The sequence below is a fragment of the Streptomonospora arabica genome, from assembly GCF_039531585.1.
Classification (GTDB): Bacteria; Actinomycetota; Actinomycetes; order Streptosporangiales; family Streptosporangiaceae; genus Streptomonospora; species Streptomonospora halophila.
In genome coordinates, this window is record NZ_BAAAQI010000001.1 from 534279 (window position 1) to 557260 (window position 22982).

Consider the following 22982-nt stretch of genomic DNA (forward strand, 5'->3'; position numbering starts at 1 on the left):
CTAGCGGCGCGTGTCCGGGCCGCCGCCCGGGTCGAGGCTTGTGTCCATGGCGCGCACGAGCTCGCCTTCGGGGTCCATGTCCAGGTTCCACAGCATGAGCCCGCCGAGGCCGCGCTCGCGGACGTAGGCGCCCTTGGCGGCCACGGTCGCGGGTGTGTCGTAGGACCACCACTCGCCGCCGTCGACCAGCCAGTACGCGGCGTTGACCGGGTCGAGGAAGCGCCGCCCGTCGCGCCGCTGCAGCTCGGCGTAGGAGGCGGCGTCCTCGCCGTACTCGCCCGACGCCGGAGCCTCGGCGGTCTCGCCGCGGCCGAACGAGGGGCTTCGGGGCACGCCCCGCCAGCCGCGGCCGAAGCCGGGGAAGCCCACCACGAGCTTCTCGGCGGGCAGGCCGTGGCCCAGATAGCCCTGGACGGCGCTGTGCACGCTCTCCGCGGGCGCGGCGGCCTCGCCCGCGTAAAGCTGGGCGTGGTGCCCGGTCACGTCGCTCCAGGGCCCGGTGAGGTCGTAGCCCTGCACCGTGGCGAGGTCCAGCGGTTCGAAGGCCTCGGCCTCGTAGCCCGCCTCCATCCGCCCGGTGTCGCCGGGCAGGGAGGCCGACAGCGTGTACTCCCGGCCGGTCTCGCGCTCCAGGGCGTCGAGCTGGCGCCGGAACTCGCGCACGAGCAGGGTGAAGTTCCGCCGGTCCTCGGGGTGCTCGACGTTGTCGGCGTGGCCGTCGCCGCCGGGCCACTCCCAGTCCAGGTCGACACCGTCGAAGACGCCGGCCGCCGCGCCCCGGCCGCCCTGCGGCTCGCCGTCGCGCACCGGCAGGTCGCCGCGCAGCCACAGGTCCAGGCAGGAGGAGACGAACTCCTCGCGCGAGCGCTCGGTGCGCGCCGCCGTGGAGAAGTGGGTGGAGGTGTTCCAGCCGCCCAGCGAGATGCTGGCGCCGAGGTCCGGGTGCTGCTCGCGCAGCTTGCGCAGCTGGTTGAGGCCGCCGGCGAGCGGCTGCCCGTAGGAGTCGGCGCGGCCGTCGACGCTGCCGGCGGCGTCGTAGCGCCGCTGGTACAGCTCCCAGGCCGCGTCGTCGGGGATGTGGCAGCGGCCTTGCGCGTCGATCTCGCCGAAGGCCCACATCAGCCGGGTGAGCCGGGCCGCCGCGCCGCTATCGGCGACGTCGGCGATGCTGTAGCCGCGGGCGGCGGTGTTCCAGTCGGCGAAATAGGCGATGCGGTGCACGGTGCTCGGTCCGCTCCTGAGGGCGTCGACGGCGGCCAGGGCGCCCGCTGCGAGCACGGCGGTCAGCGCCGCGGCCCCCGCACCCAGCAGCAGCCGGCCGGTACGGGTGTGCGGCGCGCGCGACCGCCGCCTCTGCGCACTCGCCGGGTCCATCACACCCGCCAACGTAGCGCCGCGAGCGGGCGGCGCGCCGGGCCGGATCCGGCCGCCGCCGGGAAACCCGGCCCGGCGCTCAGGACTCCAGGAAGTCGCGCAGCGTCTTGGCCAGGGACGGATGGCGCAGCTTGGCCAGGGTCTTGGCCTCGATCTGGCGGATGCGCTCGCGGGTGACCCCGAACTCCTGGCCGACCTCCTCCAGCGTGTGCTGGTGTCCGTCGCGCAGGCCGAAGCGCAGCTGGATGATGCGCTGCTCGCGGTCGCTGAGGCCGCCGAGCAGCGCCACCAGCTGGTCCTGCAGCATGGTGAACGCGGCGGCGTCGGCGGGCACGACGGCGTCGGTGTCCTCGATGAAGTCGCCGAAGTCGGAGTCCTCCTCGCCGATGGGGGCCTGCAGCGACACGGGCTCCTGGGCGATGCGCTGGATCTCCTGGACCCGGTCGTCGCCGAACCCGAGCTCGCGCGAGATCTCGGCGGGGGTGGGTTCGCGGCCCAGCTCCTGGTGCAGTTGGCGCTGCACCCGCAGGAGCCGGTTGATGGTCTCGACCATGTGCACCGGGATGCGGATGGTGCGCGCCTGGTCGGCGATGGCCCGGGTGATGGCCTGCCGGATCCACCAGGTGGCATAGGTCGAGAACTTGAAGCCTTTGGTGTAGTCGAACTTCTCGACCGCGCGGATCAGCCCGAGGTTGCCCTCCTGCACCAGGTCAAGCAGCAGCAGGCCGCGGCCCAGGTAGCGCTTGGCGATGGAGACCACCAGGCGCAGGTTGGCCTCGATGAGCCGCGCCTTGGCGCGCTCGCCTTCGTCGACGATGAGTTCGAGGTCCAGCGCCTCGTCGGGCGCCGTGCGGGGTCCGGGCCGGCGCAGCTTCTCGGCGGCGAAGAGGCCGGCTTCGATGGATTTCGCGAGGTCTACTTCTTCTTCTGCCGTGAGCAGCGGAACGCGCCCGATCTCACGCAGGTAGATGCGCACGAGGTCGCCGGCTGGTGCTCTGCGCCCGAGGTCGGAGGCCGGGGCGGGGTCGTCCTCAGCGGCGGGGTCGACGACGTCGACGCCCTGCTGGGCGAGACCGCGCACCACCTGGTCCAGCGACTCGGGAGGGGCGTCGAGGCGGTCGAGGACGGCGGCGACGTCGGCCACGGTCACCGACTCCCCGGAGCCCGCGCCCGCGACCAGTTGCGCCACCTGGGTGATCGGTGGCATTTCGCCGGGGAGCACCGTTAGAGCCACCCTTACAGTGTGCCCGACCGGGGCGCGCAATAGTGAGGACTATTTTTGTCACCTGCGTGCTACGTGGCACCTGCCGACCGCTCGCGCATCAGGCGCCGCTCCTGCTCAACGGACATCAGCTCGGTGAATACCCGCTGGTACTCCTCGGCCTGAGCGGAGGGGTCCAGCCGCCCCAGGCGCGACTTCAGGTTTGCCACTCGGCGATTGATGGAATGAATCTTGATTGTGCCCAGAATTTCCTGGGCGTAATGCTCGTCGAGTTCTCCGTAGACCTCCATCGGCTCGACCGCCAGCCGGGTGACGAACGCCCGCTGCGCTTCGTCGGAGGCCGCGTCGCACAGCCCGGCCGCCCACTGCTGGGCCTCGCCCGCCGCGGCCACCCCGCCGCGGGCGCTGATCAGCTCGTAGACGGCGCGGTGCTGGGGGACACTGAACGACTCGGCGCCCAGCTCGTCGAACTCGGCGGCCAGCGCCGGGTACTGCACGGCGATCTTCAGCGCCTGGCGCTCGCGCTGCAGCGAGGGGTCGCGCAGGTCGTAGGGTGCGGACTCGGCGGCGCCCGGCGGCGCCTGGGGCGCGGGCCGCCGCGCCGACCCGCCGCCCGGGCGGCCGCGGCGCGCCGCCACGTGCTGGTCCACCCGCCGCTGTACGAACGACTCGTCCATGATGCCCAGCCAGTGGTCCAGGTTGACGCCGTAGAGCTTGCGCACGCCCTCGTGGCGGATGCTGGCCACGATCTCGGCGGCGGCGTCGAGGCCGGCCATGCGCCCTTCGGCGGTGTCGAGGTCGTACTGCTCGATGACCGTGCGGATCATGAACTCGTACAGCGGCTTGCGGTCGGCGACGAGGTCGCGCACCGCGGCGTCGCCCTGGCGCTGGCGCAGGTCGCAGGGGTCGAGGCCGTCGGGCTGGACGGCCACGAAGGTCTCGGAGGCGAACCCGTGCTCCTCGGCGAAGGCGCGCACCGCCGCCTTGCGGCCGGCGGCGTCGCCGTCGAAGGTGAACACGACCTCGCCGCCCTGGTTGGAGCGGCCCAGCAGCATGCGGCGCAGCACCTTGAGGTGGTCCTCGCCGAAGGAGGTGCCGCAGGTGGCCACGGCGGTGGTGACCCCGGCCAGATGGCAGGCCATGACGTCGGTGTAGCCCTCGACGATGACGGCCTTGCGATCGCGCGAGATCTCGCGCTTGGCGAGGTCGAGGCCGTAGAGCAGGTGGCCCTTCTTGAAGATCGGGGTCTCGGGGGTGTTGAGGTACTTGGGGCCGTCGTCGCCGGGGTCGAGCTTGCGGGCGCCGAAGCCCACGATCTCGCCGGCGACCTCGCGGACCGGCCACACCAGCCGGTTGCGGAACTTGTCGTAGGCGCCGCGGCGGCCCTGCCCGGCCAGCCCCGCGGTGATGATCTCCTGGTCGGTGAAGCCCTGGTCGCGCAGGTGCGTGGTGAGCGACTCCCAGCCGCCGGGGGCGTAGCCCACACCGAAGTACTCGGCGTCGGCCCGGCCGAACCCGCGCTCGCTGAGGAAGCGGCGGCCCTCCTGGGCGGCGGGGGCGAGCAGCTGGTCGGCGTAGAAGCGCTGGGCCTCGCGGTGGGCCTCGATGAGCCGCTGGCGCTGGCCCTGGTCGTTGCTGCGGGAGGTGTATCCGCCCTGCTCGTAGCGGAGCCGGATGCCGCTCTGCTGGGCCAGCGACTCCACTGCCTCGACGAAGCTGAGGCTCTCGATCTGCTGGATGAAGCGGATGACGTCGCCGCCCTCGCCGCAGCCGAAGCAGTAGTAGAGACCGCGCGCGGGGGTGACGTTGAACGACGGCGACTTCTCGTCGTGGAAGGGGCACAGGCCCTTCAGCGAGCCGCCGCCCGCGTTGCGCAACTGCAGGTACTCCCCCACCACGTCGGCGATGGGCGTGCGCTCGCGCACGAGTGCGACGTCTTCGTCTCTGATCCTGCCGGCCACGGTCCCCAGCGTAGTTCGTGGCACCGACGCCTCCGACCCCGGATGCCGGGCTGTGGACGAGCCGCGGGGGCCGGGGCGCGCGGCACGGCGATCCGCGCCGCGCGCCCGCGGGTCACCGCGGCGGTGCCGGAGCCGTCGCCTCGGCTGAGCCCTCCTGCTGCTTCCGGGCAGCGGAGTCCTCGGCCTGTTCGGGTGGCAGCGGCCCCGATCCCGAGCCCTTCTTGCCGGCGGTGCCGCCGGCGCGCCCGTAACCGACGCGCTGCTTGTTGTAGATGTCGAAGGCCACGGCGGCGAGCAGCACCAGGCCCTTGATGGCCTGCTGCCAGTCCACGCCCAGCCCGATGATGGACATGCCGTTGTTCATCACGCCCATGACCAGCGCACCGACCACGGCGCCGATCACGGTGCCCACACCGCCGGAGGCCGAGGCCCCGCCGATGAACGCGGCCGCGATCGCGTCCAGCTCGAACATCTCGCCCGCGCCGGGGGTGGCGGCGTTGAGCCGCGCGGTGAAGACCAGGCCCGCCAGCGCCGAGAGCACGCCCATGTTGACGAACACCCAGAAGGTGGTGCGCTTGGTCTTGACGCCGGAGAGGCGGGCGGCCTTCTCACTGCCGCCCACGGCGTAGATGCGCCGGCCGGCGGTGGTCGACTTCATCAGGAAGGAGTAGCCCACGATGAGGACGAGCAGCAGCAGGCCCACGATCGGAATCCCGTTGTAGTCGGCCAGGGCGTAGGAGAACAGCATCACCACGAGCACGGTCGCCGCCGCCTTGGCGGTGGTCAGCGCCGCCGAGGGGGCGGGCAGGCCGTACTCCAGGTTGCGTGCGCGCACGCGCCACTGGATCCAGACGAGGGCGACCGAGCCGACGGCGCCCAGCGCGAGCGTCAGCAGGTGCGGCCCCTCGGTGAACCCGGGGATGAACCCGCTGGCCCACATGCGCACCGACTGCGGCAGCGGGCCGATCGAGCGCCCGCCCAGCACGATCAGGGTGGCGCCGCGGAAGATGAGCATCCCGGCGAGGGTGACGATGAACGCCGGGATGCGCACGTAGGCGATCCAGAAGCCCTGCCAGGCGCCGATCAGGCCGCCCGTGGCCAGCGCGAGCGGCACGACGACCAGCGGCGGCAGCCCCCAGCTGGTCATGAGCACGGTCGAGACCGCGCCGGTGAACGCCACCACCGAACCCACCGACAGGTCGATGTGGCCGGTGATGATGACCAGCATCATCCCCACGGCCAGGATCAGCACGTAGGAGTTCTGCATGATCACGTTGGTGATGTTCAGCGGCCGCAGGAGCAGGCCGCCGGTGAGGATCTGGAACAGCAGGACGATGACCGCCAGCGCGATCACCATGCCGTACTGCCGCGCGTTGTTGCGCACCAGGTCGCGCAGTGTGCGCAGGAGTGGTGTTGGTTGCATGGCCAGTCACGCCTTCGTCGTGGTCATCAGCTTCATCAGGGTCTCCTGGTCGGCCTTCTCGCGCGGCACCTCCCCGGTGATCCGCCCCTCGCACATCGCGTAGACGCGGTCGCACATGCCCAGCAGCTCGGGCAGCTCCGAGGAGATGAGCAGCACGCACGCGCCCTGGGCGGCCAGGCGCTGCACGATCACGTAGATCTCGTACTTGGCGCCGACGTCGATGCCGCGGGTGGGCTCGTCCAGGATCAGCAGGTCGGGCTCGGCGAACATCCACTTGCCCAGCACGACCTTCTGCTGGTTGCCGCCGCTGAGGTCGCCGGTGGTCTGGAAGACGCCGTTGCTCTTGACCCGCATGCCGGTTCGCATCTCCTCGGCCGCGACGGCTTCGCGGGCGGGGTCGATCACCGTGCGCCGGCTGACGCGGTGCAGCCCGGCCAGGGTCAGGTTGCGCCGGATGTCGTCGTCCAGGATCAGCCCGAGCTCCTTGCGGTCCTCGGGCACGTAGGCGATCCCCGCGGCGATGGCGTCGCCGACGTCGCGCAGGTGCACGGGCCTGCCGTCCTTGTGGACGGTGCCCTCCACGTAGCGCCCGTAGGACCGCCCGAACACGCTCATCGCCAGCTCGGTGCGGCCGGCGCCCATCAGCCCGGCCAGGCCCACGATCTCGCCGCGCCGGATGTCCAGCCCTGCGCCGTCGACCACCCGCCTGCCCATCTGGGTGGGGTGGTCGACGGTCCAGTCGCGCACCTCGAAGCGCACCTCGCCGATGTCGGCGGTGCGTTCGGGGTAGCGCTCGTCCAGGTCCCGGCCGACCATCCCGCGGATGATCCGGTCCTCGTCCACGCTTCCCGAGGAGGTCGAGAGCGTCTCGATCGCCTTCCCGTCGCGCAGCACGGTCACCGAGTCGGCGACCCGGGTGACCTCGCCGAGCTTGTGGGAGATGAGGATCGAGGTGATCCCCTGCTCCTTGAGCTCCAGCAGGAGCCTGAGCAGGTTGTCGCTCTCGGCCTCGTTCAGCGCCGAGGTCGGCTCGTCCAGGATGAGCAGCCGCACCCGCTTGGACAGCGCCTTGGCGATCTCGACGAGCTGCTGGCGGCCCACGCTCAGCGCCGAGACCGGCGCCGTGGGGTCCTCGTCCAGGCCCACGCGCCGCAGCACATCGCGCGCCATCGAGGCCGTGCGGCCCCAGTCGATGAAACCGGGGCCGCGCGTGCGCTCGTTGCCGAGGTAGATGTTCTCGGCCACCGACAGCTGCGGGACCAGCGCCAACTCCTGGTGGATGATGGCGATCCCGGCCTTCTCGCTGTCGCTGATGCCGTTGAACGAGCACTCCTGGCCGTCCAGCAGGATCTCGCCGGAGTAGTCGCCGTGCGGGTAGACGCCGCTGAGCACCTTCATCAGGGTCGACTTGCCGGCGCCGTTCTCGCCCATCAGGGCGTGGATCTCGCCTTCCTCAACCGCCAGCTCGACGTTGTCCAGCGCGACGACACCGGGGAACTCCTTGGTGATGCCGCGCATCCGCAGCAGGATGCTCATTTCGGGCACCGCCTCACGAGAGCTCCGACTTTTCGTAGTAGCCGCTGTCGATGAGGGCCTCCTCGTAGTTGTCCTCGTCGACCGAGACGGGCTCCAGCAGGTGGGCGGGCACGACCTTCTTGCCGTTGTCGTAGCTCTCGGTGTCGTTGACCTCGGGCTTCTCGCCCTTGAGGACCGCGTCGGTCATGTTGACGGCCACCTCGGCGAGCTTGCGGGTGTCCTTGAAGACGGTCTGGGTCTGCTCGCCGGCGATGATCGACTTGACCGAGGCCAGCTCGGCGTCCTGGCCGGTGATCACCGGCAGGGGCCGGTCCTCGCTGCCGTAGCCCACGGCCTTCAGCGAGGAGATGACGCCGATGCTGATGCCGTCGTAGGGCGAGAGGACCGCGTCGAGCTGCTCCTTGGAGTAGTGCGAGCTGAGCAGGTTGTCCATGCGCGACTGGGCCTTGGCCCCGCTCCAGCGCATGGTGGCGATCTGGTCCATCTCGGTCTGGCCGCTGCGGACCTCCAGCTTCCCCTCGTCGATGTAGGGCTGGAGCACCGACATGGCGCCGTCGTAGAAGAAGTAGGCGTTGTTGTCGTCGGGCGAACCGCCGAACAGCTCGATGTTGAAGGGGCCCTTCTCGTTCTTCAGGTCGAGGGACTCCTCGATGTAGGAGGCCTGCAGCACACCCACCTGGAAGTTGTCGAAGGTCGCGTAGTAGTCGACGTGCTCGCTGCCGTTGATCAGGCGGTCGTAGGCGATGACCGGGATGTCGTTGTCGGCGGCCATCTGCAGCACGTCGGTGAGCGCCTCACCGTCGATGGCGGCGATGACCAGGGCGTCCACGCCGCGGGTGATCATGTTCTCGATCTGGGCGACCTGGTCCTCGACCACGTCCTCGGCGTACTGCAGGTCGGTGCCGTAGCCGGCTTCCTCGAACAGCCGGACCATGTTCTTGCCGTCGGCGACCCAGCGGTCGGACGACTTGGTCGGCATCGCGATCCCGACGGTGCCGTTCTCTCCTGACTGCTGGGCGGCGTCTCCGACGCCGCCGCAGGCGGTCAGCACAAGCGCCATGACCGCGGCCAGGGCCGCGGACAGGATGGCGGAGGGGGTCCGCTTCATCGTGTGCTCCTCATGATGGGGTGTGGCGGGTTTGGTGCGGGCGGTGCTCAGGCGCGCGGGAGGGCGAGCTTGAGGACCGTCCACGAGACCGGCGGAAGGACGACGCCAAGGCGGCCGTCCTCCAGTCGGACGTCTTTGTTCTCGCGCGGCACGACGCGGTCGGGCCGCTCGCGGGTGTTGGCCGCGTAGACGTCGTCGTCGTGCAGCGTCCGGCACGAGGCGATGCGGTCGGCCTCCAGGCCCCGCAGGTCCACGTCGACGGAGACGTGCTCGTCCGTGGCGCGGTTGACCAGGAAGACGGCGGCCTCGCCGTTGTCGGGGTCGTGGGTGGCGACCGCGTCGACGAGCGGGACCTCGCCGTAGCGGGCGGTCTCGCGCACCGGGCTCTGCGGCTCCACCCGGAGCACGGTGCCCGCCGCGTTGGCGGCGGTCAGCGCGAAGGGGTGGAACGTGGTCTGGCGCCAGGCGGGCCCGCCGGGCTCGGTCATGATCGGCGCGATGACGTTGACGAGCTGGGCGAGGCTCGCCGCGGTGACGCGGTCGCTGTGGCGCAGCAGCGAGATGAGCAGGCTGCCGAAGACCACGGCGTCGGCGAGGTGGTAGCGGTCCTCGATGACGCGGGGGGCCACCGGCCACTCCGTGCCCGGGTCCTTGGCGTGGTGGTGGCTCTGGTACCACACGTTCCACTCGTCGAAGGAGAGCTGGATCCGCTTCTTGGCGCCCAGCTTGGCCCGCACGGCGTCGGCGGTGGCGACCACGGACTCGATGAAGTGGTCCATGTCGGTGCTGGAGGCCAGGAAGCTCGCCAGGTCGCCGTCGTGCTCCTCGTAGTAGGCGTGCAGCGAGATGTAGTCGACGTAGTCGTAGGCCTGCTCCAGCACCTCGGCCTCCCAGGCCCCGAAGGTGGGCATGGTCGACCCTGAGGAGCCGCAGGCCACCAGCTCCAGGTCGGGGTCGCTCATCCGCATGGCGCGGGCGACCTCCGCCGCCAGCCGGCCGTACTCGTGGGCGGTCTTGTGGCCGATCTGCCAGGGGCCGTCCATCTCGTTGCCCAGGCACCACATGCGGATGCCGTGCGGCTGGGGGCTGCCGTTGGCGGCGCGCCGGTCCGACAGCGCGGTACCGCCGGGGTGGTTGGCGTACTCCAGCAGGTCGACGGCCTCCTGCAGGCCGCGGGTGCCCAGGTTGACGGCCATCATCGGCTCGATGCCCAGCCGGCGGGTCCAGGCCGCGAACTCGTCCAGGCCGAACTGGTTGGTCTCGGTGGAGTGCCAGGCCAGCTCGCGCCGCACCGGCCGCTGATCCTTGGGGCCGACGCCGTCCTCCCAGCGGTAGCCCGAGACGAAGTTGCCGCCGGGGTAGCGCACGGTGGTGACGCCCAGCTCGCGGACGAGCTCGGCCACGTCGGCGCGGAAGCCGTCGGCGTCGGCGGAGGGGTGGTCGGGCTCATAGATCCCGGTGTAGACGCAGCGGCCCATGTGCTCGACGAACGAGCCGAAGGTGCGGCGGTGCACGGGCGCGACGCGGAAGGCGGGGTCGATGGTCATCGACGCGTGCAGCATTGGCGGTTCTCCCCCTGGGTCCGGGTTGCTGTGTCGGTTGCGGTTCGCGGGCGGCGGTTCGGGGCTTTCGGGTCCCCCCGTTGCGGGGCCGGCGGGCGCCGGTCCCGCAACGGGGCGGAAAGGGGCGTCAGGGCGCGGGCCGGGTCCGGGCGCCGGGGCTCCGGCGCACCCTGCCGGTCACTTCAGCCCCGCATCGGTGACGCCGCGCACGACCTGGCGCTGGAAGAGCATGAAGACGACGATCAGCGGGAGGGCGCCCAGGACCGAGGCGGCCATCTGCTGGGCGTAGAGGATCCCGTAGGCGCTCTGGACGGTGCCCAGGCCGACCGGCACGGTCATCAGCGCCGGGTCGGTGGTCGCCACGAAGGGCCACAGGAAGTTGTTCCAGGCCTGCACGAAGGTGAAGATCCCCACGGCGGCGAGGATGGGCACAGACATGGGCAGCACCACGTTCCACAGCACCCGCAGGTGCCCGGCGCCGTCGATCCTCGCGGCCTCCTCGTAGTCGCGCGGGATCGCGTCGAAGAACCGCTTGAGGATGAAGATCATGACCGGGGCGACGACCTGGGGCAGCGCGACGCCCCAGTAGGTGTCGACCAGGCCGAGGAAGGTCATCTCGTCGAACAGCGGGACGATCAGCGCCTGCGGCGGAACCAGGATGCCGGCGATGAACAGCGCGAACAGCCACGTGCGGCCGGGAAAGTCGGTCTTGGAGAAGGCGTAGGCGGCCATCACGCAGGTGACCAGGGTCAGAGCGGTGACCAGGACGGAGACGATCACGCTGTTCATCAGCCACCGCATTAGCTCGCCCTGCGCGATGACCGTGCGGTAAGCCTCGAAGGTGGGCTCCAGCGGCAGCCAGCGCACCGGCACGGCCGTGGTTTCCGGCTCGGGCTTGAGGGAGGTCAGCACCGCCCAGACCAGTGGCATGAGCCAGACCACGGCGAGGAACAGCGCCAGCACGGCGATCGCGGTGCCGCCGGGGGTGACCTTGAAGCGGCGGCGGGGCTGCGGCGAGGCGGGGCCGGCGGGGGTGCCGGGCCGCTCGGCGGCGGTGAGGGTCGCGGTGGTCATGCCGCGTCCTCCTTCCGGGAGAACAGGCGGAGCTGCAGGACGGAGACGAGGATGATCACGGCGAAGAACAGGTACGAGATCGCCGAGGCGTAGCCGATGCGCAGCCCGGTGAACCCGGTCTCGAAGACGTAGCCGATGATGGGCCGAGCCGCGTAGTTGGGCCCGCCCGACCCGTTGGTCATCAGGTAGGCCTGGTCGAACAGCTTCAGCGAGGCGACCATCTGCAGCAGCACGATCAGCGCGGTGGTGCGGCGCAGCAGGGGCAGGGTGATGGAGGTGAACCGCCGCCAGGCGCCGGCGCCGTCGAGGGCGGCGGCCTCGTAGACGTAGCGGGGAATGCCCTGCAGTGCCGCCAGGTAGAGCAGGTAGTTGAACCCGACGGTCCACCACACGGTCGTGGCGGCGATGGCGAGCAGCACGGTGTTCTCGTCGGTGAGCCAGGAGACCCCGGGGATCGCCACCGTTTCCAGCAGGCCGTTGATCATGCCGAAGCCGGGCTGGTACATCCACTCCCAGATCAGCGTCACCACGGCCACGGGCATCAGGAACGGCGCGAAGTAGGAGAACCGCAGGAACCAGCCGATGCGGGCGGTGGCGCGGTGGGTGAGCAGCGCCATCGCCAGCGCGATCGCCACCAGCGGCGGCGTGGTGAACACGGTGAACAGCAGCGTCACCCACAGCGACTGCCAAACCGCGGGATCACCGAACATCTCGATCCAGTTGGCCAACCCGACGAAGGAGGAGTCCTCCTTGGCGAGGCTGCGGTCGGTGAAGCTGGCCCACAGTCCGGCGATCAACGGCCAGACCAGGAAGGCGGCGAACAGGACGGTGAAGGGCAGGACGAACCAGATCCCGGCCGCGGACCGCCGTGCGGTTCCGCGTGCGGGAGGGGGCGATGAGGACCGGGGCGCCGGTGCGACGGCCGGCGTCTCCGCGGTGCTGGCGTGCTGTGTCATTTCACGCTCCGACGAACGGGAGATGGGGGGTGGACACGGCTTACACGGGAGAAGGTGTGTCGATGAGGTCCTGGGCTGTGCGTTTGAAGCGGTCGAGAGCGGCCTCGGGTGTCACCGCGCCGGTGTGCACGCCGGTGAAGATCGCGCCGGCGTCCGCTTGCAACTGGGCCGCCGATCCGCTGAACCACGCCTGCGGGTCGAACTGCACGTCCTCGGCGGCGTGCCGGTAGTCCGACTGCGGCTGCAGGTCGGCGTACTCCTGGCTTTCGGTGGTCGGCATGTAGGCGGGGATGTGACCGCCGCCGGCCCAGGTGATGCTGTGCTTGAGCATCCAGGCCGCGTACTCCACCGCGGCGGCGACGGCGTCGTCGTCGGGTTCGCGGCGCACGGGCAGGACGAAGCAGTGGGAATCGCCCTGCCCCAGTTCCTCGCCGTAGACGCCGGGGAAGGGGCGCATGCCGAAGTCCATCCCGGCGTCCTTGAGTGTGGGCAGCTCCCAGTTGCCGGAGAGCATGAGTCCGGCGATCCCGTTCTGAAAGTTGGCGGGGGTGGCCGCCCCGTCGGACGCCTTGGGCGCCAGGCCCTCCTCAGAGAGGCGGCGCAGGAAGTCAAGGGCACGCAGCGCCTTGTCGTCGTCGATGCCCAACTCGCCGTCCAAGGTCATCTCCCCGCCGAGCTGGCGGTAAAGCGACCAGAACGGGCGCCATGCGTGCGTCGTGTCCGTCACGACGCCGTACTGGCCGGTGACCTCCTTGACGGCGGCGCACACGTCGAAGAAGTGGTTCTCGTCGCGGATCTCGACGAGCTGACCGTCGGAGTCCAGGACGCCCGCCTGTTCGCAGACGGGCCGGTTGTAGTAGGTCACGACCAGGTGGGTGTCCAGAGGAACGGCGTATAGTTCGCCGTCGATCGTGCACTTGTCCCAGATGTTGGGGAAGACGGTGTCGCGGGTGATGCCGTGCTCGGCGAGCAGGTCCGTGGGCACCGGGGAGATGAGGGTGCCGACCCCCAGGCCTCGCAGGCGGGAGACGTGCAGGGTGGCGATGTCGAAGGCGCGCCCGCCGGCGGCGCCCATCGCGAACTTGGTGTAGTAGGGATTGCCCCACTGGAACGTGGAGGGCTGGAAGTCGATCCCGGGGTGCGCCTTGCGGTAGGCCGCGTGCATCTCGACCATGCGGGCGCCGTCGCCGCCGGTGAACAGGTTCCACTGGCGCAGCGGCTGCCTGCCGCTCAGTACCGTGTCGGCCGGGCCGCATCCGGCCAGGGCCGTTCCGGCCGCGGCCAGACCGCCCGCCAGGAACACCCGCCGTCCCAGGGCGGGGGCCGACCGGGGGCCGGTGGTGTCTCGTCTGCGCATGGCGACTCCTCTGCTCTCGCTGCGCTGGTGCGGCCGCCCCCCGAAAGGCCGCTGGATGCGGGGCGCCGGCGGCGCCCCCGTGGACCGGCCGGAGGCGAATGGGGCGCCTCGGCCGGTCTTCGCGCGAAGGTCCGCGCGCTGGGTGCGGGTGCTGTGTGCGTGTGCCGTGGGTGTCGGGTGGTGTACGTGCTGTCGGCGGATGCGGGTGCAGGTGCCGCCCCACCGGCGGTCGCCCGGCGGGGCCGGAGGCGGCCGCAGGGGACGGGTCTGCGGCCGCATCCGCTTATGAGACCTGGACGAACTCGATGCCGGCCAGGTCGCAGAACACCTTCCAGTCGTCGGCGGTGCGTCCCAGGTTCATGACCATGTGGTGGGTGCCTCCGGCGCGCAGCCAGCCGTCCATGCAGCCGCGCACGCCCGAGGAGGGGCGGAACTGGCCGTAGGGCATCTCCAGCGCCGGGAGCACCTGGGAGTCCAGGACCTCGCCCTCGGCGACCACCAGCCGGAAGCGCTCGCCGCCGAGCGCCACCAGGGAGGCGAGGGTGGCGGGGCCGGGTTGGATGCGGAAGAGCAGGGTGGGCGGGTCGTCCAGCCCGCCGATGCCCAGCGGGCGCTTGATGAGCCGCACCGGCTCGTCGTCGCGGGCGACCTTCCAGTTCCCCTCGCCCATGTGGCTCATCAGGATGGAGTCGGAGGGGAAGTCCATCGCGTACATCTCGGTGAAGTGGCCGTCGCCGGCGAGCTGGTGGCCGGCGTAGACGATGGACGCCGCCAGCGCGTCGCCCTCGCCGGCGAAACCGTATCCGCCGGCCATGAGGCTGGACGCCGATGCCATGGGCAGCCGGGCGAACCTGCCGTCCTCGCCGATGGCGTCGAAGTGCGTGGAGTAGGCGCCGCACCCGTGCTCGACGAGCAGCCGCTCGATGCCCAGCTGCATGCGGGCATGGTCCTCGCGCTCCTCCTTGGACAGCCGCTCGTCGACGGCGAAGCGCTCGTCCTCCTCGGCCATCAGCGCGTCGACGGCCGACGAGGGCAGCCCGGCCATGGTGCGGTGCAGCGCACCGGGAGCGATGACCTCGATCTCGGGGCCGAGCTTGCGCATCCAGGCGGTCTCGTCGACACGGGCGTCGCCCATGCCGTTCATGGCGTAGCCGAAGACGCCCACCTTGAGCCGCTTCCAGGCGGTGACCGCGCGGGCGGCGCGCGCCCAGCGGCCCACGCGCTCGCGGAACGCGTCGCTGGGCCACTCCTCGGTGATGACGTCGAAGGCCCGGCCGGCCCGCACCATGGCGTTGGCGGTGTCCTGTGCGCCGTGGATGCCCTGGTTGTAGGTCATGTCGGCCATGTCCCACTCCGGCGTGACCACCGGGTCGGGCTGGATGTTGGCCAGGCACAGCGGCACCCGGGCCTCGCTCAGCACGCGCGTCACACGCAGGGAGGGGCCGTAGGTGAGCATGACGACCAGCACGCCGTCGAGGTCGTCGTTCTCGAAGGCCCGCATCTCCCGCTCGGCGTCGGCGCGCCCGCGCACGGGGGCGGAGACGACGCAGTCGGCGATGTCGGCGAGGCTGTCGGCGATCCGCCGCGCGTAGCCGGCCTGCCGGTCGGTGATACCCGGGATCATGTCGTCGTAGAGGGGCTGCATGATGCCGAGGATCCCGATGGTGGGAAGGCGCTCGCTCACGTGTCCGAACCTTCTCTCTGGCCGTAGACGTTCTGATAGCGGTCGTAGAGGGCGTCGATGTGCTCCTGCGGCAGCCGCTCGACCGGGCCGTGCTCGCGGGCCAGGTGCACGGTGCGGGCGACGTCCTCGCACATCACGGCGGCCTTGACGGCGGCCTTGGCGTCCTTGCCGACGGTGAAGACACCGTGCTTGGCCATCAGCACGGCGGGCGAGCGGTGGCCGTCGAGGGTGGCCACGATGCCGCGGCCGATGTCGTCGCCGCCGATCAGGGCGAACGGGCCGACCGGGATGTCGTCGCCGAACTCGTCGGCCATGGCCGTGATGGCGCACGGGATGGGTTCGCTGCGCGCGGCCCAGGCCGTGGCGTAGGTGCTGTGCGTGTGCACCACCGCGTTGACCTCGGGCATGTGCCGGTAGACGTAGGCGTGGGCGTCGGTGTCGCTGGAGGGGGCGTGCCGGCCGTCGAGCCGCTCGCCCCGCAGGTCGCAGACGACCATCGAGTCGGGCGTCAGGTCTTCGTAGGTGACGCCGCTGGGCTTGATGACGACGAGGTCGGTTCCGGGCACGCGCTCGGAGATGTTGCCGCTGGTCCAGGTGACGAGGTTCCAGCGGGTCAGCTCGGCGTGCAGCGCGCACACCCGGGCGCGCGCGGCCTCCAGCGCTTCGGCGGAGTGCGCGGACAGGTCGGACAGTGCTGTCATGGCGTCCTTCACGGGTCAGTCGGCCAAGCTCTCGTTGCGGATGGTGCGCAGCGTGTGCAGTGCGTCGCTGCCGCCGCGGCCGAAGTGGTCGTGCAGTTCGGTGTAGACGGCGTAGAGCCGGTCGTAGGCCGCGGCGCGGTCGGGGTCGGGCAGGACGGCGTTGCGGGCGGCGCCGCCCATGGCCGCCGACGCGGTGCGGATGTCGGGGTAAGCGCCGGCCGCCACCGCCGCGTGGATCGCCGAGCCGAGAGCGGGCCCCTGATCGGAGTCGGCGACGGCCAGGGGGCGGTTGAGCACGTCGGCGTAGATCTGCAGGACGAAGGCGTTGCGCTTGAGGCCGCCGGCGACCGTGAACTCCTCGACGGGCACCCCCGAGCCCGCGAAGGCGTCGAGGATGGTGCGGGTGCCGAAGGCGGTCGACTCCACCAGCGCCCGGTAGACCTCCTCGGGCCGGGTGGCCAGGGTGAGTCCGCAGAGGATGCCGGAGAGGTCGTGGTCGACGAGGACGGAGCGGTTGCCGCTGTGCCAGTCCAGGGCCACGAGGCCGTGGGCGCCGACGGGCTGGTCGGCCGCCTTGCGCGAGAGCAGGTCGTGGACGGAGATCCCCAGCTCGTCGGCCTCGCGGCGGTACTCGGCGGGCGCGTAGCCCTCGGCGAACCAGGCGAAGATGTCGCCGACGCCGCTCTGGCCGGCCTCGTAGCCCCAGTACCCGGGCGCGATGCCGTCCTTCACCGCGCCGCACATGCCCGGCACCTCGGCGAAGGAGGCGCCGTTCATCACGTGGCAGGTGCTGGTGCCCATGACCGCGAGCATCCGGCCCGGCTCGACGGTCTGCGCGGCGGCGGCGGTGACGTGGGCGTCGACGTTGCCCACCGAGACTGCGATCCCCTCGGGCAGGCCGGTGAGCGCCGCGGCGGCGGCGGACAGGCCGCCCGCCCGGTCGCCGAGCTGCATGAGCGGGTGGGCGAGCTTCTCCTCGGCGAAGCCGGCGAATCCGGGGTGGAGCGCGGCCAGGAAGTCGCGGTCGGGCCAGGCGCCGTCCTGGTGGATGCCCTTGTACCCGGCGGTGCAGACGTTGCGGGTCTCAGAGCCGCACAGCACCCACACGATCCAGTCGGCGGCCTCGATCCAGCGCTCGGTGCGCCGGTAGACCTCGGGGTCCTCGCGCAGCACTTGCAGGCCCTTGGCGAACTGCCACTCCGAGCTGATCTTGCCGCCGTAGCGCGACAACCAGGGCTCGCCGCGCTCCTCGGCCAGGCCGTTGATGTCGTCGGCCTCGCGCTGGGCGGCGTGGTGCTTCCAGAGCTTGGGGTAGGCGTGCGGCCGGTCGGCGAACTCCGGCAGCTCGCACAGCGGGGTTCCGTCGGCCGTGGTGGGAAGCACCGTGCATGCGGTGAAGTCGGTGCCGATGCCGACGACGCGCTCGGCGGGCACGCCCGCCGCCGCGAGCGCCTTGGGCACCGTGTGGCGCAGGACCGCGCGGTAGTCCGCGGGGACCTGCAGAGCGGTGTCGGGGGCGAGCGGGGTGTCGGATCCGGGCAGGGTCTGCGAGACGACGCCGTGCTCGAACTCGTGGACGGCGCCGGCGAGTTCGGCGCCGTCGGCGACGCTGACGACGACCGCGCGCCCCGAAAGGGTTCCGAAGTCGACGCCGATCACGACATCGCCGTTGTGAGCGCTAACATTCCCGTTCACTGGGTTCCTCCAAGGTGCGCGGCCGGCTACGCGGGGGCGGGTGCGGTACTGACGCGGGTGACCAGGCGTGCCGGCACCACGCTGCGCGCCGGGGTCATCGGAACGGTGTCGGTGGGGTCCTCCAGCAGGTCGATCAGCAGCCCTATGCCCCGGCGGCCCACTTCGCTGAAGTCCTGGGCCACCGTAGTCAGCGGCGGGGTGAAGAACTCGGACTCGGGGATGTCGTCGAAGCCGATGACACTGACGTCGTCGGGGACGCGCACGCCGGCCTCGCCCAGCGCACGCAGGGCACCCAGCGCCATCTGGTCGTTGGCCACGAAGAGGGCGGTGGCCTCACGCTCCTCGGCGAGCTGCGCGCCGATGCGGTAGCCGGAGCGGGGCCGCCAGTCGCCGTGCAGCGGATCGGGGACCGGCGCACCGGCCTCCTCCAGCGCACGGCGCCAGCCGGCGATCCGGCCCTCGGCCTCCAGCCAGTCGCCGGGTCCGGCGATGTGGTGGACGGTGCGGTGGCCGAGGTCGAGCAGATGGCGCGTCGCCAGGTAGCCGCCTCCGACCTGGTCGACGCAGACCACGGGCAGGTCCGGCGCCTCGCCGCCCTCGACCGCGACCACCGGGCGCTCGGCGGGCTGGTCCGCCAGGCCCTCGACGACCGCGCGCTTGGGCGCGATCACGATGTAGCCCTCGACCGACTGCTGGGCGAGGTAGTCCATGGCCTCGCTCACCGCCTCGCGGGTGACGGTCTGCAGGGTGACCACGCTGAGGAAGTAGCCGTCGGCGCGCGCGGCGTGCTCGATCCCGGAGAGCGTCTGCGCGGGCCCGTAGTGGGTGGTGTCGAAGGCGACGACGCCGATCACGCCGGTGCGGCGGGTGACGAGTGCACGCGCGGAGGAGTTGCGCCGGTATCCCAGCTCCTCGATCGCCGACTGCACCCGTGCCTGGGTCTCGGCGCGGACGTTGGGGTGGCCGTTGAGCACGCGCGAGACGGTCTGATGGGACACGCCGGCCAGCCGTGCGACATCGGCCATGACCGGGCTGCGCCCAACGGGTACCGACATGCGTGCTCCAACTCCTCGAAACGCGGGTTTTACGCCTCAGTGACGTGAGCAACATTGTTAGCGCTAACATTCACCCCCGTCAAGAGGGTCGCGCGATCCGGATCACAACGGAAGGAGATACGGGCCACGGCCGGTACAGGCGGTGACTCCGCGGCCACGCGCGGCGGCGGGGCGCACGGCGCGGCCGGGGCGCGCGGGACCCGGCCGGCGGCGGGCCGGTGCGGGGCCGAACAGCCGGCCCCCGCTCGCGACCGGGGCGCCGCCGCGCGGGCCCCGGTCCCGGCGACGCCGTCAGGCGCCGGGCGCGGTCGCGACGACCACCGTGGCGCCGATCTCCTCGTCGGCCTCCACCTGTACCCAGAAGCCGTCGCCGGCGGCGATCGCCGCGGCCGTCTCCGCCTGGCGCTCGCTCGTCTCGAACAGCAGGCGCCCGCCCGGCGCGAGCCAGACCGGCGCCGCGGCGCTCACCCGGCGCAGCGTCGCCAGGCCATCGGGGCCGCCGTCGAGCGCGGTGCGGGCCTCGTGCTCGCGCGCCTCGCCGGGCAGCAGGCCGATCTCGCCCGTGGGGACGTAGGGCACGTTGGCCATCAGCACGTCCACGCGGCCGCGCAGCCCGCGCGGCAGCGGGTCGTAGAGGTCGCCCGTGTAGACCGTGCCGCCGAAGGCGGCGACGTTGCGCCGCGCGCAGGCGACCGCGGCCGGGTCGACGTCGGCGGCGTGCAGTTCGGCCCCGGGCCGGACCGCGGCCAGCGCGGCGCCCAGGGCACCGGACCCGCAGCACAGGTCCACCACCGCCGGCCGCTCGGGCGCGAGGGCCGCGGCCCGGGCCACGAGGAACTCGGTGCGCCGCCGCGGCACGAACACGCCGGGGTCGACGGCGACACGCAGGCCGGCGAACGCCGCCCACCCGACGACGTGCTCGAGCGGCACGCCCGCGGCGCGCCGCTCGACCTTCGCGTCGAGGTCGGCGGAACCGAGCGCGGCGAAGAACAGGAGGTCGGCCTCGTCCTCGGCGAAGACGCAGCCGGCGGCGCGCAGTCGGGCGACGACGGCGGGGTGGGCCGGTGCGGACCGCGCGAACGGGGCGGCCGGAGAGGGCGACGGGTCGGGTACTGGCGAATACGGCATCGGACGGCCTTTCGGGAAGCGTGAAGGTGCTCCCGCGGCGGTCTATGCCGGTTCGGCGACGGGGCCGCGGAGGGTGAGCACCCTGCCCGGTACGACGGAAACGGGTCTCACCTCCTCGGCCGGGCGCCCCTCAGGGGGACGCGGTCCGGTTCTGCCTGGTCGGACTACCGAACGCGGTCGTGCGGCTCGGCGAGCGCCACGGTACCACCCGGGTGCGCGGCGGTCCGCGCCGATTTCGGCCGCCCGCTGTCGCCGCCGGCCGGGACCCGCGGCTCGCACGGGGCGGCTCCCGGGCGCGCCGGCGCTCCACAACCACCCGAAGCGCGCAGGTCCGCGCCGACGGCCGCCCGCCGGGACCCCGGACCCGCGGCCCGGGGCCCGCGGCGCGGCTCACACGAGGCGGCTCCCGGGCGCGCCGCCGGGCTCACGCGCACACCCGCCCGCTCTAGCGGGCGAGGCGCGCGTGCCACGCACGGGCCGAGGTGCCGGCAAGGGACGCGACCTGGTCCACAACCACGCGAAACGCGCCGGTCCGCGCCGACGGCCGCCCGCCGGGACCCCGGACCCGCGGCCCGGGGCCCGCGGCGCGGCTCACACGAGGCGGCTCCCGGACGCGCCGCCGGGCTCACGCGCACACCCGCCCGCTCTAGCGGGCGAGGCGCGCGTGCCAGGCACGCGCCGAGGTATCGGTGAGGGACGCGACCTGGTCCACAACCACCCGAAGCGCGGCGGTGCCGTCCGGAGCGCGCTCCCAGGCGGTGCGGAAGGGGCCGTCCAGGGTGGCGGGTGCGCGGCGCTGGACGGCGTCGACCAGTTCGGCGATGATCTCGCGCTCGCGGGCCTGGTAGGCCACCGCCTCGGACCGCGCCATCACGTAGTGGGCGGTCAGCGCCTTGAGCAGGGCGCACTCCAGCAGATTCCGGCGCGGGACGGCCAGGTCGGCGGCGTAGCGGGTGACGGGCCCGGGGCCGCAGGCCGCGCGGGTGGCCTGTTCGGCGGAGCGGCACAGCCGGCCGATCAGCTCGCTGGTCAGGTTCTTCAGCGCCGCCAGCGAGGCGAGGTCGCCGGAGAAGTCCTTGGGCCAGAACGGCTCGGCCATCAGACCGGCGAAGACCTCCTCCAGCTCGGCCGCCCCGGCGTCGGCGTAGAGGGAGGCGGCGACCGCGCACACCTCGGCGCGCTCGGCGCGGCTGTGCAGCGCGGGCAGCCGGATCATCCCGGCGTAGAGTGCGTCCTCCAGGTCGTGGACGGAGTAGGCGACGTCGTCCGCCCAGTCCATGACCTGGGCCTCGAAGCACAGCCGCGGCCGGCCGCCCAGCCCGGCGGCGGGCGCGCCCCCGCGGATCCAGTCGAAGACCCCCCGGTCGTCGGGGTAGCAGTTGAACTTGCGGCCGTCGCCGCCGCCGCGCGGCCAGGGGTACTTCAGCGTCGCGTCCAGCGTCGCCCGGGTGAGGTTGAGGCCGGCGCTGGCCGGCTGCTCAGCGCCCTCGGAGAGCGCCTCTCCGCCGGGCGCCGCCCCGTCGACGAGGACCTTGCCCTCCAGCCGGGTGAGCAGCCGCAGGCTCTGTGCGTTGCCCTCGAACCCGCCGCAGGGTGCCGCGGCCGCGTCCAGCGCCTTCTCGCCGTTGTGGCCGAAGGGCGGGTGCCCGAGGTCGTGTGCCAGGCAGGCCGCCTCGACCAGGTCGGGGTCGCAGCCCAGCGCCCCGCCGAGCTCGCGGCCGATCTGGGCGCACTCCAGGGAGTGGGTCAGCCGGGTGCGCGGGAAGTCGCTGGCGCCGGGCTGGACCACCTGGGTCTTCGCGGCCAGCCGACGCAGCGCGAAGCTGTGCAGCACGCGCGCCCGGTCGCGCTCGAACGGGCCGCGCGCGCGGCTCTTGTCGGGTTCGGGGGCCCAGCGCCGCCGGTCGTGGGCGCTGTAGCCGCGCGGTGGGGTCTCATCGCTCGCTGCCATGGTCACGATCGACTCTACGCAACGGCACCGGCGAAGGTGCGCAGCGCACCGTGCGTCGACCGGTCCGACCGGTCCGACCGGGCGGAGTCCGGACGCAGCCCGCACAGCGGTCAGGCGGCGTCGACCTCGATGTCGCTGCTGTCGCCGAAGATCCAGTAGTACCAGAGCGAGGCCGTCTCGCGGGTGATGTACCACAGCTGGGTCTCCCGCTCGATCACCGCCGGGCCGGAGCGCGACGGCGAGGTGGCGGCCTCCATGCCGTGGTCGCCGGCCATCTGCCGGGAGCGCAGGCTGTGCCAGGGGTCGGTGACGATCACCACGCTGGACCAGCCGCGGTCCTCGAAGACCCCGGAGACGGCCTCGATGCTCTTCAGGGTATCGTCGCCCTCTTCGACGGCGACGACGTCGGCGGCGGGCACGCCCTGCTCGACCAGCCAGTCGCGCCCCGATCCGCCCTCGGTGTAGTTGTCGCCGGGCTGGTTGCCGCCGACCGTGACGACGGCGGGAGCGACGCCCGCGCGGTAGAGGTCTTCGGCGTGGGCCAGCCGCGCCTCGAAGATCGGCGACGGGCGGCCGTTGTACTGGCTGGCCCCCAGCACCAGGATCGCGTCCGACGGCGGGCGCTCGTCGGCGCGGGCGGTGTACCAGACCCACACCCAGGTGGCGGGCGGCGCCGCCAGGACGAGCAGCAGGGCCAGCGCCACGATCCAGCGCACCCGGACGCGGCGCCGGCGGCGCGGGCGCGGTGCGGGAGCGGCGCCGCGCGGGCCGCGGTCCCCGGGGCCGTCCGGCCCGCCGGGACCGCCGCCGTCCGGTCCGGCGGAACGGCGCATGACCTGTGTCGCGTCCGCATCCCCGCCCTGCGCGCCGGAGGCGTCGAGGGAAGCGGCGCCGCCGTCGGCCGGGCGGGCGCCGCGCGAGAACGGCCGCGTCTCCTCGGCCCGGTCCTTCGGTGCACCGGACGCGGGCCGGGTGAACACCCGGGTGGCCTCGGCCCCGTTCTCCGCCCGGCCCCGCGTCGAAGCGGCGTCGCCGCGGCCCTCCCCCGCTCCTGGCACCAGCCACCCCCGGTCTCGCTCCTCGGACAAGCCCGACGATAACCGACGCCGCGACCTTCCCGAGCGGCTGTGCGACCGCGTGGCGGCCCCTCCGCCGGGGCCGGCCGGGGTGCGCCGCCGCGGTCGGCGCACCCGGG

17 protein-coding genes are annotated in these 22982 nt (G+C 72.4%); all 17 read right to left on the reverse strand.

What is annotated here, in order from left to right; translation table 11 throughout:
* The 17 genes from ABD284_RS02335 to ABD284_RS02415 all read right to left on the reverse strand — a co-directional run bounded on the left by ABD284_RS02335 (position 1) and on the right by ABD284_RS02415 (position 22845).
* Positions 1-1374 carry a glycoside hydrolase family 18 protein gene (locus ABD284_RS02335; protein WP_344140439.1) on the reverse strand — a complete coding sequence of 458 codons (1374 nt, stop codon included), beginning with the start codon at positions 1372-1374 and terminating at the stop codon, positions 1-3.
* Positions 1375-1453: 79 nt separating this feature from the next.
* Entirely contained in the window at positions 1454-2581 is a 1128-nt protein-coding gene (rpoD, locus tag ABD284_RS02340) for an RNA polymerase sigma factor RpoD (protein WP_344140441.1), read from the reverse strand.
* Between the two features lie 86 nt (positions 2582-2667).
* Positions 2668-4557 (reverse strand): DNA primase, encoded by a 1890-nt coding sequence (dnaG, locus tag ABD284_RS02345; RefSeq protein WP_344140443.1) that lies wholly within the window; start codon positions 4555-4557, stop codon positions 2668-2670.
* A 112-nt stretch (positions 4558-4669) separates the two neighbouring features.
* Positions 4670-5980 (reverse strand): multiple monosaccharide ABC transporter permease, encoded by a 1311-nt coding sequence (gene mmsB / locus ABD284_RS02350; protein ID WP_344140445.1) that lies wholly within the window; start codon positions 5978-5980, stop codon positions 4670-4672.
* A gap of 6 nt (positions 5981-5986) precedes the next feature.
* Positions 5987-7516, reverse strand: coding sequence for a multiple monosaccharide ABC transporter ATP-binding protein (mmsA, locus tag ABD284_RS02355; protein ID WP_344140446.1), 1530 nt, complete (start codon positions 7514-7516; stop codon positions 5987-5989).
* A 13-nt stretch (positions 7517-7529) separates the two neighbouring features.
* Positions 7530-8624, reverse strand: coding sequence for a multiple monosaccharide ABC transporter substrate-binding protein (gene chvE / locus ABD284_RS02360; RefSeq protein WP_344140448.1), 1095 nt, complete (start codon positions 8622-8624; stop codon positions 7530-7532).
* A gap of 47 nt (positions 8625-8671) precedes the next feature.
* A complete protein-coding gene (gene arfA / locus ABD284_RS02365; protein WP_344140450.1) occupies positions 8672-10186 on the reverse strand; it encodes an arabinosylfuranosidase ArfA in 1515 nt (504 codons plus the stop codon).
* A 177-nt stretch (positions 10187-10363) separates the two neighbouring features.
* Complete coding sequence (locus ABD284_RS02370) at positions 10364-11260, reverse strand: carbohydrate ABC transporter permease (protein ID WP_344140452.1); 897 nt, start codon at positions 11258-11260, stop codon at positions 10364-10366.
* Entirely contained in the window at positions 11257-12216 is a 960-nt protein-coding gene (locus ABD284_RS02375; protein ID WP_344140455.1) for a carbohydrate ABC transporter permease, read from the reverse strand. The genes ABD284_RS02370 and ABD284_RS02375 overlap by 4 nt, the downstream gene beginning before the upstream one ends.
* 40 nt (positions 12217-12256) lie before the next feature.
* Positions 12257-13573 (reverse strand): ABC transporter substrate-binding protein, encoded by a 1317-nt coding sequence (locus tag ABD284_RS02380; RefSeq protein WP_344140457.1) that lies wholly within the window; start codon positions 13571-13573, stop codon positions 12257-12259.
* Positions 13574-13856: 283 nt separating this feature from the next.
* Positions 13857-15218: an L-arabinose isomerase family protein gene (locus ABD284_RS02385; RefSeq protein WP_344140768.1), complete on the reverse strand. Its 1362-nt coding sequence runs from the start codon at positions 15216-15218 to the stop codon at positions 13857-13859.
* A 35-nt stretch (positions 15219-15253) separates the two neighbouring features.
* Complete coding sequence (locus ABD284_RS02390; protein ID WP_344140459.1) at positions 15254-15958, reverse strand: L-ribulose-5-phosphate 4-epimerase; 705 nt, start codon at positions 15956-15958, stop codon at positions 15254-15256.
* Between the two features lie 15 nt (positions 15959-15973).
* Positions 15974-17653 (reverse strand): ribulokinase, encoded by a 1680-nt coding sequence (araB, locus tag ABD284_RS02395; RefSeq protein ID WP_344140461.1) that lies wholly within the window; start codon positions 17651-17653, stop codon positions 15974-15976.
* 26 nt (positions 17654-17679) lie between these two features.
* Positions 17680-18708: a LacI family DNA-binding transcriptional regulator gene (locus ABD284_RS02400; RefSeq protein WP_344140463.1), complete on the reverse strand. Its 1029-nt coding sequence runs from the start codon at positions 18706-18708 to the stop codon at positions 17680-17682.
* A gap of 291 nt (positions 18709-18999) precedes the next feature.
* Complete coding sequence (locus ABD284_RS02405; protein WP_344140465.1) at positions 19000-19836, reverse strand: putative protein N(5)-glutamine methyltransferase; 837 nt, start codon at positions 19834-19836, stop codon at positions 19000-19002.
* Between the two features lie 646 nt (positions 19837-20482).
* Positions 20483-21787: a deoxyguanosinetriphosphate triphosphohydrolase gene (locus tag ABD284_RS02410; RefSeq protein ID WP_344140467.1), complete on the reverse strand. Its 1305-nt coding sequence runs from the start codon at positions 21785-21787 to the stop codon at positions 20483-20485.
* Between the two features lie 110 nt (positions 21788-21897).
* Positions 21898-22845, reverse strand: a complete 948-nt coding sequence (locus ABD284_RS02415; RefSeq protein WP_344140469.1) for a YdcF family protein — start codon at positions 22843-22845, stop codon at positions 21898-21900.
* Positions 22846-22982: the final 137 nt, after the last annotated feature.